Source organism: Pelosinus sp. IPA-1, from assembly GCF_030269905.1.
Taxonomy (GTDB): domain Bacteria; phylum Bacillota; class Negativicutes; order DSM-13327; family DSM-13327; genus Pelosinus.
This window is the reverse complement of sequence record NZ_BSVC01000007.1, coordinates 56943-70415: the sequence shown is the minus strand read 5'-3', so window position 1 is coordinate 70415 and position 13473 is coordinate 56943. Positions and strand designations below refer to the sequence as shown.

The window sequence follows — 13473 nt, the reverse complement described above, 5'->3', positions numbered from 1 at the left end:
ATGATTTACCATTGATTTATGTGATTTACCCGTGATTTTTCCCTCCTCTGGCAATTCCTTGCTAATTATTCTTAGTTCCATGAAACTTAATTTATTTAATGTTCAACCAATAGTCTACAAACACTACATTTGATAGCCAATAACCAAGGGGCACATTGATTAGCACACCAATGGTAAATGCCACTAACGGTTTCCAACCAAACGAAGTTAACTCACGGAAACGGGTGGTAAATCCAATACTCAGAAAGGTCCAAGTAAATGTCCAGCCACGTAATGTTTTAATGGAGCCTATAGCATCTTTTGAAAAATCCGACGCGGATTTCGGTTCCATCATTGCAATAAGCATTGTGACAAAGATTGAGGCTGCAAAAAAACCGATGATAAATTTAGGGAAACGACGCCATATTTCTCCTTTATCGATACGCTCCGCTGTAGCAGAACTTTTGTTTTCCCAAATTGTTACGGATAAAAAAGCAACCACCAACGCCCATACACCGACAAACATGTCTCGACCAACAACTTTCATTAGCGTAAAGGTTTTAACAGATCTTTCATCTCCCATTGCCTCAGCAGCCGCAAAGCCAGCTGCATCAGCAAACTCCGAAGTACCAATCCAGGCCCCGGCAGGTCCAGCCCCCATACCTAGTTGCTTTGCCCACAGAGGAAGTACAAATATCATTACTACGGCCCAAACAATGACCATAGATATCGCCACAGAAACATGCTCTTTTTTCGCACGGCAAGCACCACCAATGGCAATGGCAGCCGATACTCCGCAAATTGATCCACCCGCCCCTAAGCAGGCAGCAAAACGTTCATCCAGACCAAATAAACGGGTTGCAGCAAAGTAAATCACTCCGAAAGTGATAACAGAAACAATTGTTGCTTGCAATATTGCTAAAGGACCCGCTTGCATAATGATGGTAAAGGGTAAGGTGGCTCCCATAAGAACAATACCAGTTTTTACGTAGTATTCCGTTTTTAATCCAGCCTGGAACCATTGTGGCAGTGTCACAGTATTACCGATAATAAGGCCGAATAGCAAGGCAAGTAGCGGAGTCTCTAGCTGCCAATCTTTAATAAACGTATTGGAACCTAGGATAGAAATGAGCACACTCGCAATAAATAATACTGTGAAACCTGCGATAAATTTTTTAACATTATAACCCATTGTGCGAGCACCAATCGAAAAAGCTACAAGAAAAAACCCAAATAATAAAAAGATTCCAGTAATATTTTTACTCAGCCCAGCAGTAACTTTACTTACATCATTAGACCACCCAGGAATACTAACTGCCATTGATTTGAATACTCCTATCACCCCACCAAAAAACGCAGCCGTAATGGCCAAAACAAGTCCTAAAGCAATAATAATTGCCCAGGTATCTTCTCTTTGATACCAAGGAAGCGTAGATTGTGTTGTACCTGCCATTGAGTCATCCCCCTTCTTAATTTTTAAGTGATTGCAAATAAAAAAGGCCTCAGATGCCCCTCTCATAATGGGGACATCTTCGGCCTTTGGTTTTCCAATCAGCTCTTACTATTTATTTCCTTAAGAATATCACCAGCAATCTCATCTGTCAATAAGGAATAATTAAAAGAATTGAGACTGATAGAAATAGTATCTTATAATCTTTAACTGCCATTATATGCAGTTTTATCATTTTAGCAATAGAACCTGTAGTTTTTAAATATATTACTCCTTTTAATGCAAAAAAGCATTGACAACACAACCTAAATATAATATTTTAATTATATATTAGAATTATTATAAAGTAAAACTCAGGCACTAAATAAATATAATGATCTTTGGTTGACCGAAGAAAACGGAGACTAAGTCATCACCGCGAGGTGATACTTAGCCTTTTTTTTTTCATAAAACATGGAGGTGAAGGTCTCATGACCCTCAAAATCATCGCTTGTGAAGTAATGAAAGAAGAACTACTCGCAATAAAACCTGATAACCCCGTAGAATATGAGTTTATTTCCATGAAACTTCACCTCTATCCACAAAAATTACACAAGGAATTGCAGGATATTCTAGACCGTTCCTTAGAGCATTCAAAGATTATTTTTGCCTTTGGTCTTTGTGGCGGATCAACCAAGAATCTAAAAGCATCTGGTACTCCTTTAATCATTCCTAGAGTTCACGATTGTCTGCCCATCCTTCTTGGTTCAAAGGCAACATATGAAGATTTTGTTAAGCAAGAAAAAGGAACCTTTTATTTGTCCTGTGGATGGATGATCACAGAAAGAAATATCCTTTCCGAGCACCAACGAGTTTGTGAAAAGTATGGAGAGAAAAAAGCCTTACGAATTCTTGACCGAATGTATGACAGCTATAAAAAAATATTGTTTATTCATACTGGTTGCAATGAGGAAGAGGCTACGATGCAACAATCCAAGCAAATCGCCGAATTGCTTAAACTCCGTTATGATACTGTACAAGGCAATGATGCCTATATTCAAAAAATCGTAAACGGTCCGTGGGACGAAGAACATTTTGCCCACATTGCGCCCTTTGAACGAATCGAAGAAGATTTATTTGGAATTTGTGATAAGACTAGAGAAACCCTACATGATAAGAAAAGACTTGGCTTGTGCCAAGTCTTCGGACGCAGGCAGAAGCCTTAGTCGTTCTTACTTGGAATCAAGAAAGTGTTATACTTTCTGATTCCGTAAGAAAAAGCTTGGCTTGTGACAAGTCCTCAGATACAGTCAGAAATCTTAGTTGCCCTTACTTAGAATCGGAAAGTACTTTCTGATTCCATTAAAATGACAGGATTATTTCCAAGGAGCAAAATATTGATTTTGTTCCTTGGAAATAATCAATGCCTTTCTAGCAATTGATTACGTTAAATAAATAAGGGGGTCTTTAAATGTCAATAAATAATAAAGAAATTTTTCAAAAGCTATCTGATGCTGTTGTTGAAATGGATGATGATGAGGTCATAACACTTTCAAATGAAATTGTTGCACAAGGAATCGACGCCTATGACGCAATTGATCAGGGCCTTTCCCACGGTATGGAAAAAGCCGGAAAATTATTTGAGGAAGAGGAGTACTTTATTCCTGAGTTACTCCTCTGCTCAGATGCAATGTATGCAGGTCTTGATGTATTAAAACCACATATCAAAGCAAATACACATGGAGTAAAACATAAGGTCGTAATCGGTGTTGTCGAAGGTGATACTCACGATATTGGAAAGAATTTAGTAAAAATAATGCTTGAGACTTCAGGATTTGAGGTTTTCGACCTAGGCAGAGATATTCCACCTCAGCAATTCATTGATAAGGCCAAAGAAGTCAATGCAGATATTATCGCATTAGCAACACTGATGACCACGACTATGGATGGAATGGATGAAGTTGTGCATCTTTTGAAGAAGGAAAAGATAAAAGACCGATATAAGGTAGTCATTGGTGGCGGACCCATTTCCCAAAGCTTTGCAGATAAAATAGGAGCTGACGGCTATGCTGTAAATGCTGCTGATGCTGTAAAGCTTGCGCGAAGACTCGTGAGTGATCCTAGCGAAGTCGCTGTATAGTCTAAACTAATAATGGATCTATCCTAATAACAGTACTGTTTATCCGAATTTTGACAATCAACGAATCAGTAATGTAGCAGAGTATAATAAAATTGGACTGATTAACCCACGGGAAACCAAACGAATAAAAGAAATCATCGCTATTCGAGCAGCCTTGCAAAAGCTAAGAGCAATGAAGTCCTGACGAAGTACTCGAAGACGTATAAGAAAAAACAACAAGCAATATAAAATGCTTGTTGTTTTTTCTATAAAAAAGAATTATATTCCATCTCCATACAATCCCTCTAGTTCATTAACCCGTCTTTTTTCTGTTTTTTCAATTTGCTCAACTTGACCGTTATCAAGACGAATGACCAACTGTCCATACCTGATACTCTGTAATTCAGTCAATATTTTAGTTTGCAAGGGATGCTTTTTTAAGGGCTTATCTACTTTTGAAGATTTTGCATCTCGGCTTTTTGCCGAAATTATAAATTTTTCTATTTTTTCTATTTTGACAACAATTCCATCTTGTATGGCTAAAATGAGTTGTCCGTACTGTACCGTATATAAAAAGCATTCTATAATTTCAAATACCTGAGAGGATAACGGTTTTATTGAGCTCATCTTCCCCATGTTAGACCCTCCTCGCCTCAACTCTGTCACTGCATTTCGATCGTTTACAAGAAATTCCGCCATAAGAATCCTCCTTATATGATGAAAAGGCAAAGATTGCTCTTTTCAAAGCTAACTTTGCCTTCAGTTCATTCCTGATCAGCTATGCTAATTCTAAATTAATATATTAATGATTATCGATTAATAATCATAGTGCTAATCAAGTCTTCAATAAGGCGTAAACCTCCATGATAACCTGTATAACCTCGATCAATCACTGCCCGATTAGCTACAGGAAAACTTACACTCAAATGTGCTGCGCCTAGATCTGTAGCTAAAGGACGATCTAACGAACTACCAACGACAAACGCCGGAGTTAATGGATTGTTATATTTGCCGCCTTTCCCTTGCTGATTTGCCCAGTGCTCTTTTACTTGCCCTGCTATTTCTGTACTATTATCAGCGAAAATGATCTTAGGAGTTACCCTGGATGTGAGACTGGTCAATCTTGCCATGATGAATGACTGTTTCTCTTCATCTAGCACATCGGTAATCGCAACAACCTCAGGTAGCCAACCTAAATCCTCAGAGAGAAAACGTGCAATAGATACTGCATAATTAGAATCGCCAATCACAGCCGCATATCGCTGCAAATCCATGTCATTAAAGCAATCTGTCATGGGTTCAAGTAGCTGATAGTAGCGTAGATTTTCCTGAACAATCACCTTTTCTACAAATTCCTGGTCAAGATGTAATGCGCTGCCAACAGTACGTAAAAATTCATCACTAGCCGCAGGACCAATAGGAAGGTCAGTCATTAGATAAGGGATACCATGTATTTCACGACTAATTTCAGCTGTTTTTTCCCCTATTACACTCGAAACTACAATATTAAGTTCAGCCGAACCAGCCTGTTGAATACCTGCAAGACTATCGTCGATGGTAAAGAAGGTATTGACTTCAAGATCTAATTTTCTCAATAAGTTTCTTATTCCTTCTAGATTACCCCGCCAAAATACATCAAAGTAAGGTGCAATCCCCCATACATTAACACTGCCTTTCTTAGTCTTACCTTTTGAAATATATGTTCCTAATAAACTTTCTAATACTAATTCATATCCCAAATAGGAGTTCCCTTTAAAGCCTCCTGTCTCAGCATGGATAATATCGATACCTTTGTCTCTCAGCGGCCTAACAACGGAAGCAACATCATCACCGATGATATCAGTAACACAACTGGTCAATACAACATACAAATCCCCATCCATGACCTTTAACGTATTATTGATTTGTTCCTCTAACCGTTCCGTACCACCAAAAACAACTTCTTTTTCTTGGACATTAGAACCTGGTATACTAAGTCCACCACAATAGCCTCCTACCTGTAGACCGCATCCCCCTGCTTGTGTCCATGCATGATTGCCCGCGCACCCTGATGGGGCATGTAAAATGGGCACCCCCTTAGGCAAAGCAGTCACTGTAGCCATCGCTCCGCCCAATGCACAGGTAAAACGAGGTCGTTCAATAAAATTACTCATTCGCCTTGGGCCTCCCCCTTCTTGATGTAAGTAAATGGATCTTGATCATACCATCCTTGGGAATAGGGCAAGTTGACCCACTTACTAATATTTTGGTTAAAATTAGGGTTCGTTAATTGGCGATGTAAGCGGCGAGCCAATTGATAAGCTCCTTGATAGCCGACAAATTGGAGACCAACATTATAAATAACAGTGGTTGCCACACCAAGTTTAGCTGCCGTAGCATTGCCATTCATATGCCCAAGAAAGATGTCAGGTTTAACTCGGCGCAATAAATTTGCTTCCTCAAAAGGTTGGCAGTTCGCAATATTAAGCGGGAAATCTTTAGCCGTAATTTTGGCAAGTTTCTCATATTCTGTATCAGCAAATTCATCATGATGATACGACCGAACTGCCACAACCTCAAAGCCAAGCTCTGCGAGTAAGATTGCAGTTGAAAGTGCCCGAAATTCTCCAGCACTAACAAATACTTTTTTACCACTAAATAGTGGCTTGAATTCTTCTAATGCTTTTTTCAGTTCTACTTCTTCCTCTTTAATGAACTCCTCTACCTCGTTTGTCAAACCAAAAAACTCAGCAACACCACGTAACCACTCACCTGTGTTACTTATCCCAATTGGCATATGCTTAATGATATAGGGAATATTGTATTTCTCCTTTAAATAAGTGAGCATATAGTCATCGTGAGTAGGGCAAGTGCTAATTGAAAGATCAGCATGAGTCATAGAATACATTTTTTCTGGTTTTGCAAATACGGGAAAAATATTAACATTTAATCCGAGGGCTATAAGCAATCTCTCCAACTCTACTTCATCAATGCGTCCCATGGAAGAGACATTCATTAAATTAACTGTCGGTTTTTTTGGTTTTTCCGTAGAAATATTTTCTGATGTTTCCTGGAGCATAACCCGGCCAAGAGCATGATATACTGCATCGTAAGCCGTCGCCCATATCTTAGTTTTAAAACCTTCGCAATGAACAGGAAGAAGTTTAGCCGAAACTTCCGACTGGAGCCGCTGGGCTACACTATCAATATCATCACCGATAATTCCTGGAACGCAACCAGCCACAACAAAGATAATTGTTGGGCTATAACGACGATCTACCTCACGGATCGCTTCTTCTAACTTTTCTTCACCACCGCAAATAACATCCCGTTCATCAAGAGCTGTCGACAACCACACCCCATCTTTTACAGCACCCCAGCGATGAACATTACCAGCTCTCACTGCTGCATTGCCGCCATGAGCGGAAGAACCACAACCCACGGCACCATGCATTAAAACAACACTATTAGGAATACTGTTCATCATACCTAACGCAGGTAACAACAAGCATATACTATTCTGCGAAAAACTTCGTTCCCCATCGGGAATGCAGCATTTCATCTTACGGTTTGCCATATCAGCTAGAGTTCCGCCAGAAGCAATACAAGCATGTAAGCGATGCTCTCTACGTGGTGGTTCTTTTTGTTCAAAATTACTCATTTATTGCACCCCAGGCAAACATACAAATATTTTTTTCTTCAATTGTTCCACATCTGTACTCGCATCAAGGACCCCAATGGCTTTCATTTCTCTAACAGCATTGTCTACTGCTTTTTCGCCACCATCAAGGGATGGTATATAGTTATAACTTTTTAAAAGTCTTGCCACTAACCCTGCGTCTCCTGGAATATATTTTTTATCAATAATGAGCTTTGCAGCTTCATCTTGATGTTCTTGTACCCACTTAGCACCCTTCATCATACCCCTAGTAATTGCTGCTGCAGTCGCCGGATCTGTGCGGTATAGTTTGCCGCTGATTGTTGCCATGCAGCAATATTCATCATGATAAGGCATATCATGAGCGGTATCCAATAGCTTAATGCCACTTCCTTTGGCAATTACCATTTCAGCCATAGGGTCAGTTAACGCAATTGCATCAGCTTCTCCCCGGTTCAATACTCCCTCTAACTCAGAGGCGGGGTAGGCTTTCCATTGAACATCTTTTTTGAAATCCAAACCAGCATGAGCTAATGCGCGAGATGCTAGGATCATTGGCCCATCACCCATACCATTATTGGCAATGACTTTCCCTTTTAAATCAGTAATATTTTTTATATTGGAATTTTCCTTTACTAAAATTTGGATACAACCTGTATGAATACCTGATGTAAATACGGCATCTACGCCTTGTTCAAAAGGTTTTACCCACTTCATAACCATACCACTTGAAGCATCAATTTTTCCAGTTGCCAGGGATTCCTTCAAGGTATCAAAATCAACTTTAACCAACTCGACATCCAATCCTTCTTCCTTAAACAATCCTTTTTCAAAAGCACTGAATATAAATGCTTCACAAGCACCACCCGAGTAGCCGATTTTAACTTTTTTCGGTCCAGTTGATGCTGTCGTTGCTGCTGGGCTTTGACTACAACCAGTTATCAAGAGTGCTAATAATAATAAAATACAAATCAAGCTAGTAGCAATTAGTTTACTTTTCTTCATTTATAATATCGCTCCTCACTATCTAATTTTGAAAATATCATCTGTCATCACAGATAATATTCGGGCTTATTTTTGCCAGCAAAATGAAGTAACTCTAAAATTTGAGATCTTATTTCTACAAAATCTGGATAATTACGACTACGAGGCCTTGGAATATGAACATCAACGATTTTAGCGATTTTACCTGGCCGCGGTGTCATAACAACAATACGATCACTGAGATAAATCGCTTCATCAATATCATGTGTGACAAATACAATGGTCGTGCCTCGACTTGCCCAAATGCGCAACAATTCATCTTGCATATTCATACGGGTAAATGCGTCGAGTGCTCCTAATGGTTCATCCATCAGTAATACTTTAGGATGATTCACAAGGGCTCTAGCTAATGCTGCTCGTTGCGCCATACCACCAGATAATTGATATGGATATGAATTCTCAAACCCAGCTAAACCTACCAACCCGATATATTCCTCCACCTCCCTTTGACTTTGCCGCCCAATTCCCCGAGCATCAAGTCCCACCCCTACATTTTGCTGGATTGTCAACCAAGGAAATAAGGTAGGATCTTGAAAAACTAATCCACGAAAATAATGGGGACCTTCAACAACTTCACCATCAAGAGTAATACTGCCAGTTGTTGGTTTTTCTAGACCAGCAATTAATCTAAGCAGGGTTGACTTACCGCAACCACTAGGACCTAATAACGATACAAACTCCCCTGGTCGAATGTCTAGATTAACCCCTTCCAGTGCGATTACTTGGGCTCCAGTAGGATCAATAAATAATTTTTGTACTTGGCTAATATCTAAAGCTCCACCGCCTTCAGCAATTTTTTTTGCTGCGCTTGTTACCATTTAATCAACCCCTTCTGCCACACTAAGACTTTATCACGAACTTTAAACAGCACCGTAATAATACTCGAAAAGAGTATGGACATGACGATCAATGCCGCATATACTTTACTAAATTCAGCCCAGCCCTGTGCCCACGTAATAAACCACCCTAGACCCGCTTTTACACCTAACATTTCTCCCACAATTAAAGTAACAAATGCTACGCCCATACTCATAAATAACCCTACAAAAATGGATGGCATTGCAGCTGGCAGAGCAACCCTTGTGATTAAGTAAAATTCACTAGCTCCTAGACTGCGTGCTACTTCATAATACGCTTTATTTACATTTGCAATACCAGACCATGTCATCACCGTGATGGGAAACCAGCAAGCTAATACCAACAAAAAGATACTGGCTGTAAAACTACTTGGAAAAGCAACCATGGCAATGGGAATCCAAGCTGTGGCTGGTATGGGTCCAATCATTTTTAGAACAGGGTTCACCCAATAATGAAAACGGGGATACCATCCCATCAACACTCCCGTCGGCAATCCCAGCAAAGCACCAAGGCCATAACCGATGAACAATAATCGGAGAGAATATAGGGCGCTGATTCCAAGTGTCTCCCATTCATTAATCAATGCCGCCATCACCATACCAGGTGACGGAAAATATGGTAGCGGTAACAAAGCTAGTTTCAACGTCACTACATCCCAAACAATTAAAAATCCAGTAAAAGCTGCTAACAGTGGAGCTTTCGTTAAAAATTTTGACTGTAACTTAGGAAAATAGTTCCCTAGAAATCCAACAACAATAAATAGAATGCTAAAAAGTGCTATAATCCAAGTAAAGTAAGGTTTCTGAAAAAATGGCTGCTTATTAGGAAGCAGTGTATGTTCTGCTAAGAGCAAAATAGTAAGGATCAAAGGCAACAACATTGGAATCCACTTAAAGGCATAAGAACTTTTACTGACAGCAGTCTGCTTAGATGACACATTTATTGTTGACGGGGTGATCATAGAATTTGGCATAAGAATACCTCCTTTGAAAAGTTTGTTCTCTAACATTCAACTCTGATCAATCCTAGTATTTAATATAAGAAATTCCCCTTGCTTACCCTAACTCGCTTACGTTAAAACCAGCTAGTTTATCCTGTAATGAACTCCAAGATCGATTCGCAAAAATGAGCGGTACGCCTTGGGACTTAGCCATATTTTTAATATTTTTAGCTGTTGCATGATTGATATAGTCAATAAAAATCACAATTAAAGCTGTCGATAATGAGCATTTAAATTTTTTTCGATCGCTAACATTTCTGCCAGTTACATGCTCAATTCTATGAATTCCCATCATCTGCAGATTTTTCTCAATGTTGCCCAAATGATCTGCGCCAACTAGCATAACTGACATATTCTCACCTCCTTTATAATAAAAATGAGACTGGTTTTTTCCTATGAGAAAAAAACCAGCCTCTGGTTATCCAGTCAGCTTTTTTTTAAAAAATAAAGGCTAAAAGAATCCCTTACCCAGGACTCTTTTAGCCTTCATTTGTCATGATCAGCTAATACATGATTTAATTAATAGTAATATAACACCTCTCATTACCCTTGTCAATCATTTTTATTGTATCTAACTAAATATAACTTCTGATAAATTCAAAAATCTTAAGATTAAAAAAACTACATAATACCTCTTCAATCTTTAAATGTGACTGATCAGTTCGTTTTTTATCTCTATTATTCTTTTGAACCTGTCTGTAATTCAACATCCCCTATATAATCGTGCGCACCCCTAATAAAAGCTTGAACGTTTTCTAACGGTACACTAGGTGGAATATCACAACCAGGCATTAATACGAATTTTCCTTCTTGCCCTGCTTCCACTATACATTCTCTGGCTGCTACCACTACCTCTTCCATTGATCGATCCCTTAATATCATGGGATTTACATTTCCAGCCAATGCTACTTTATTAGCCAAAACCTCCTTTGCATATCGAAGGCTAACTTTATAATCAACAGACAATAAATCAACACCTAGATGAGGAACCACAGATAATCGATCTGTAATATTTCCACAGATATGAAGCGTAATGACAGCGCCTAATTGTTGCAAACGTTCATTCACTTTCGTCAAATAAGGTGCAACAAATTCTTCAAAATGACGTAATGATATTAAATCCCCAGAAGCTGTTGGCTCAGCAATTGATAAGATGGATGCACCTTTTGCCACTGTAGGTGCCAAGTATTGAAAACACACTTCACTGGCAAAATCCAACAAAGCATGGATGCTTGCTTTATCTTTGTATAAACCAATCATCAGTTTTTCAACACCCAAAAACTGCCCAGCCAGCGTAAAGGGCCCCCAACTTGATGTCCCAACTAAATATTTTTTACCTGCGGTTCTATCTGTAGTTTCTATCATCTGCCGAACTGAGGCTATCCACCTATTTTTATCTAAAGAACCAATCTCGATACTATCAAGATCAGCGATGCGATGTAACAATGGTTCTATTACGTCAATATTCCCTTGAGGACGAAATTTAATGCTCCCCCCCAATGCTTCAACGAGTAAATTATGATAACCTGATCCTGGCCAAACAATGTCAGAACCTACTTTTTGATTTATTTCCACAATCGTTTTCGCCGCTTCCTCAGGTACGTCTAACCCATCTCTAAGAGTTAACCCCTTCTGACGAAAGGCCCATGTCCCACCTGATAATAAAGCTGTTGAAAGAGGATAGCCTTTCAACTTTTCCGTTGTTTTACCACTTACTGTTTGTAAAACAACATTCCGCCTATTCATAGTAGCTCCTCCTTTTTCTGTTTAACTAGCTTACCATTGTAAAATCTAAACATTTAACAAATAATCGATCAAAGTTATCAATCGTTGCCAGCTCCAATACGGCGATATCCTCAACAATTTTCCTACTCTCTAATCGAGAGGTTTGATTGAGAAGTAACTCTTGACTACCACTCTTGGAAGTATTGCCCAAAAATTCTATTTTTCCTCTGAACACCTCAGGCAATAAGCCAATTTCAATTAAACTTTCCGGATTCAAGTGGTAACCGAAAGACCCAGCTATCAGCACCCTATCTACCTCTGCAGCTACTAACCCTTGGTAGTCAAGAAGGGCTTCAATCCCCCCACGTATAGCACCTTTCGCCAATTGTACTTGCCTTACATCTGGCTGGGAAAGGAATACTCCTTCCGCTACGAAAAAGACCATCTTTCCATTAACATCAGTCAGTAAAGTACTTAACTGCCCAGTGATATTCTTATTAAATTTTCCATTTTTACCAATAATTTTTCTTCTCACCATAGCAGCAACGATATCCAATAGACCGCTACCACATATCCCAACAGGTGCCTGATCTGCAATACTTTTTACGATACTTTCCCCCTCTGAGGTCAGGTCAAACCCCTCTACCGCCCCCGGGGCAGCCCGCATGCCACAGGAAATATTCATCCCTTCAAAGGCCGGCCCAGCAGCAGTTGAAGTAGCAACAAGTTTTCCATTGGCAGCCAATACAATCTCTCCGTTCGTTCCAATATCAATAAACAAGCTAGTACCTTCACTTTTAGCCAAACGAGAGACAAGAATACCTGAAGTAATATCACCACCCACATAGGCGGAAATAATCGGTGGTAAATAAGCCTGTGCAATGCCTGCAAGGCTAAATCCTAAATCACTCGCTGATAGAGCGTTTCCACCTCGGATAACCGGAGTATATGGATATTTACCGAGAGTGACTGGATTGGTGTTTGTGGCCAAATGCAACATGCAAGTATTACCACTTAATACCAACTCATAGATATAATTAGTAGAAATGCCAGCCTCTATCGTCACTTGTGCAATCATCTGATTTAGTTCTTCAATAAGGAGTTGATTCATTTCGAATAAACCTTGTTCATTCGAAGCATATCTGATCCGAGATAATACATCTTGCGCCAATCGGCTTTGAGGATTAAGTGCTCCTGCTACTGCAAGTTCTTGACCTGTTAATAGATGAATTAGCGCAACAACAAGAGTCGTTGTTCCAATATCAATAGCCAAACCATAACTATCTTGTTCTGTATCACCTTGTTCGCTAGCAATGAATTGTTCATTGCGATAAACATTAGTTCTACCTGTCTCGGCAATATATTTTTTATTGATCACACCGTCGATCTCTACAATTGACGCTAAACCCTCATGCTTGATTTGAAGATTCCCATTGTCCTGACGCTCAATAATTTCCACCGTTACATCATTCTGAACATTCGTGTTGCAGGCTAGCACCGTCTCTGTCTGTTCATCAAGTACCGATACTTTTACTTTGCACTTACCGCATGTTCCATTGCCGTTACAGGGTGAATCTAGTATCACCCCTGCTTGCCTCGCAGCCGTCAAAATACTTTCACCAGCATGAACGATAATACTTGTCGTCTGCCCAGCGTGGTGAAATGTAACCTTCTTCATCATG

At 39.5% G+C, this 13473-nt stretch carries 12 protein-coding genes; 2 read left to right on the top strand and 10 right to left on the bottom strand.

The annotated features are described in order from the left end of the window. Window positions 1-91: 91 nt before the first annotated feature. Entirely contained in the window at window positions 92-1432 is a 1341-nt protein-coding gene (locus QSJ81_RS17405; protein ID WP_285718619.1) for a YeiH family protein, read from the bottom strand. Window positions 1433-1899: 467 nt separating this feature from the next. On the opposite strand from QSJ81_RS17405, the gene QSJ81_RS17400 reads away from it, so the two are divergent. Both QSJ81_RS17400 and QSJ81_RS17395 read left to right on the top strand, forming a co-directional pair. Beyond that, complete coding sequence (locus QSJ81_RS17400) at window positions 1900-2634, top strand: DUF1638 domain-containing protein (RefSeq protein ID WP_285718618.1); 735 nt, start codon at window positions 1900-1902, stop codon at window positions 2632-2634. 245 nt (window positions 2635-2879) lie between these two features. Continuing rightward, window positions 2880-3548 (top strand): cobalamin B12-binding domain-containing protein, encoded by a 669-nt coding sequence (locus QSJ81_RS17395; RefSeq protein ID WP_285718617.1) that lies wholly within the window; start codon window positions 2880-2882, stop codon window positions 3546-3548. Window positions 3549-3806: 258 nt separating this feature from the next. On the opposite strand, the gene QSJ81_RS17390 is transcribed toward QSJ81_RS17395, so the two are convergent. The 9 genes from QSJ81_RS17390 to QSJ81_RS17350 all read right to left on the bottom strand — a co-directional run bounded on the left by QSJ81_RS17390 (window position 3807) and on the right by QSJ81_RS17350 (window position 13472). Continuing rightward, on the bottom strand, window positions 3807-4226 hold the full coding sequence (locus tag QSJ81_RS17390; protein WP_285718616.1) for a DUF2292 domain-containing protein: 420 nt from the start codon (window positions 4224-4226) through the stop codon (window positions 3807-3809). 110 nt (window positions 4227-4336) lie between these two features. Next, window positions 4337-5680 carry a nitrogenase component 1 gene (locus QSJ81_RS17385; protein ID WP_285718615.1) on the bottom strand — a complete coding sequence of 448 codons (1344 nt, stop codon included), beginning with the start codon at window positions 5678-5680 and terminating at the stop codon, window positions 4337-4339. Beyond that, the gene (locus QSJ81_RS17380; protein ID WP_285718614.1) at window positions 5677-7167 is read right to left on the bottom strand and encodes a nitrogenase component 1; all 1491 of its coding nucleotides are present in this window, start codon (window positions 7165-7167) and stop codon (window positions 5677-5679) included. Before QSJ81_RS17380 ends, QSJ81_RS17385 begins: the two co-directional genes overlap by 4 nt. Next, entirely contained in the window at window positions 7168-8169 is a 1002-nt protein-coding gene (locus tag QSJ81_RS17375; protein ID WP_285718613.1) for an ABC transporter substrate-binding protein, read from the bottom strand. Between the two features lie 47 nt (window positions 8170-8216). After that, the gene (locus QSJ81_RS17370; RefSeq protein WP_285718612.1) at window positions 8217-9026 is read right to left on the bottom strand and encodes an ABC transporter ATP-binding protein; all 810 of its coding nucleotides are present in this window, start codon (window positions 9024-9026) and stop codon (window positions 8217-8219) included. Beyond that, a complete protein-coding gene (locus QSJ81_RS17365; protein ID WP_285718611.1) occupies window positions 9020-10039 on the bottom strand; it encodes an ABC transporter permease in 1020 nt (339 codons plus the stop codon). The genes QSJ81_RS17370 and QSJ81_RS17365 overlap by 7 nt, the downstream gene beginning before the upstream one ends. An 82-nt stretch (window positions 10040-10121) precedes the next feature. Further along, window positions 10122-10418: a DUF2325 domain-containing protein gene (locus QSJ81_RS17360; protein WP_285718610.1), complete on the bottom strand. Its 297-nt coding sequence runs from the start codon at window positions 10416-10418 to the stop codon at window positions 10122-10124. A gap of 326 nt (window positions 10419-10744) precedes the next feature. After that, window positions 10745-11812 (bottom strand): uroporphyrinogen decarboxylase family protein, encoded by a 1068-nt coding sequence (locus QSJ81_RS17355; protein ID WP_285718609.1) that lies wholly within the window; start codon window positions 11810-11812, stop codon window positions 10745-10747. A 25-nt stretch (window positions 11813-11837) separates the two neighbouring features. After that, window positions 11838-13472: an ASKHA domain-containing protein gene (locus QSJ81_RS17350; protein WP_285718608.1), complete on the bottom strand. Its 1635-nt coding sequence runs from the start codon at window positions 13470-13472 to the stop codon at window positions 11838-11840. Window position 13473: the final 1 nt, after the last annotated feature.

What these genes read in the sequence shown, in the direction of transcription:
- QSJ81_RS17405 (WP_285718619.1), bottom strand. Translation starts at nt 1,432, where the DNA reads ATGGCAGGTACAACACAATCTACGCTTCCTTGGTATCAAAGAGAAGAT.
- QSJ81_RS17400 (WP_285718618.1), top strand. Translation starts at nt 1,900, where the DNA reads ATGACCCTCAAAATCATCGCTTGTGAAGTAATGAAAGAAGAACTACTC.
- QSJ81_RS17395 (WP_285718617.1), top strand. Translation starts at nt 2,880, where the DNA reads ATGTCAATAAATAATAAAGAAATTTTTCAAAAGCTATCTGATGCTGTT.
- QSJ81_RS17390 (WP_285718616.1), bottom strand. Translation starts at nt 4,226, where the DNA reads ATGGCGGAATTTCTTGTAAACGATCGAAATGCAGTGACAGAGTTGAGG.
- QSJ81_RS17385 (WP_285718615.1), bottom strand. Translation starts at nt 5,680, where the DNA reads ATGAGTAATTTTATTGAACGACCTCGTTTTACCTGTGCATTGGGCGGA.
- QSJ81_RS17380 (WP_285718614.1), bottom strand. Translation starts at nt 7,167, where the DNA reads ATGAGTAATTTTGAACAAAAAGAACCACCACGTAGAGAGCATCGCTTA.
- QSJ81_RS17375 (WP_285718613.1), bottom strand. Translation starts at nt 8,169, where the DNA reads ATGAAGAAAAGTAAACTAATTGCTACTAGCTTGATTTGTATTTTATTA.
- QSJ81_RS17370 (WP_285718612.1), bottom strand. Translation starts at nt 9,026, where the DNA reads ATGGTAACAAGCGCAGCAAAAAAAATTGCTGAAGGCGGTGGAGCTTTA.
- QSJ81_RS17365 (WP_285718611.1), bottom strand. Translation starts at nt 10,039, where the DNA reads ATGCCAAATTCTATGATCACCCCGTCAACAATAAATGTGTCATCTAAG.
- QSJ81_RS17360 (WP_285718610.1), bottom strand. Translation starts at nt 10,418, where the DNA reads ATGTCAGTTATGCTAGTTGGCGCAGATCATTTGGGCAACATTGAGAAA.
- QSJ81_RS17355 (WP_285718609.1), bottom strand. Translation starts at nt 11,812, where the DNA reads ATGAATAGGCGGAATGTTGTTTTACAAACAGTAAGTGGTAAAACAACG.
- QSJ81_RS17350 (WP_285718608.1), bottom strand. Translation starts at nt 13,472, where the DNA reads ATGATGAAGAAGGTTACATTTCACCACGCTGGGCAGACGACAAGTATT.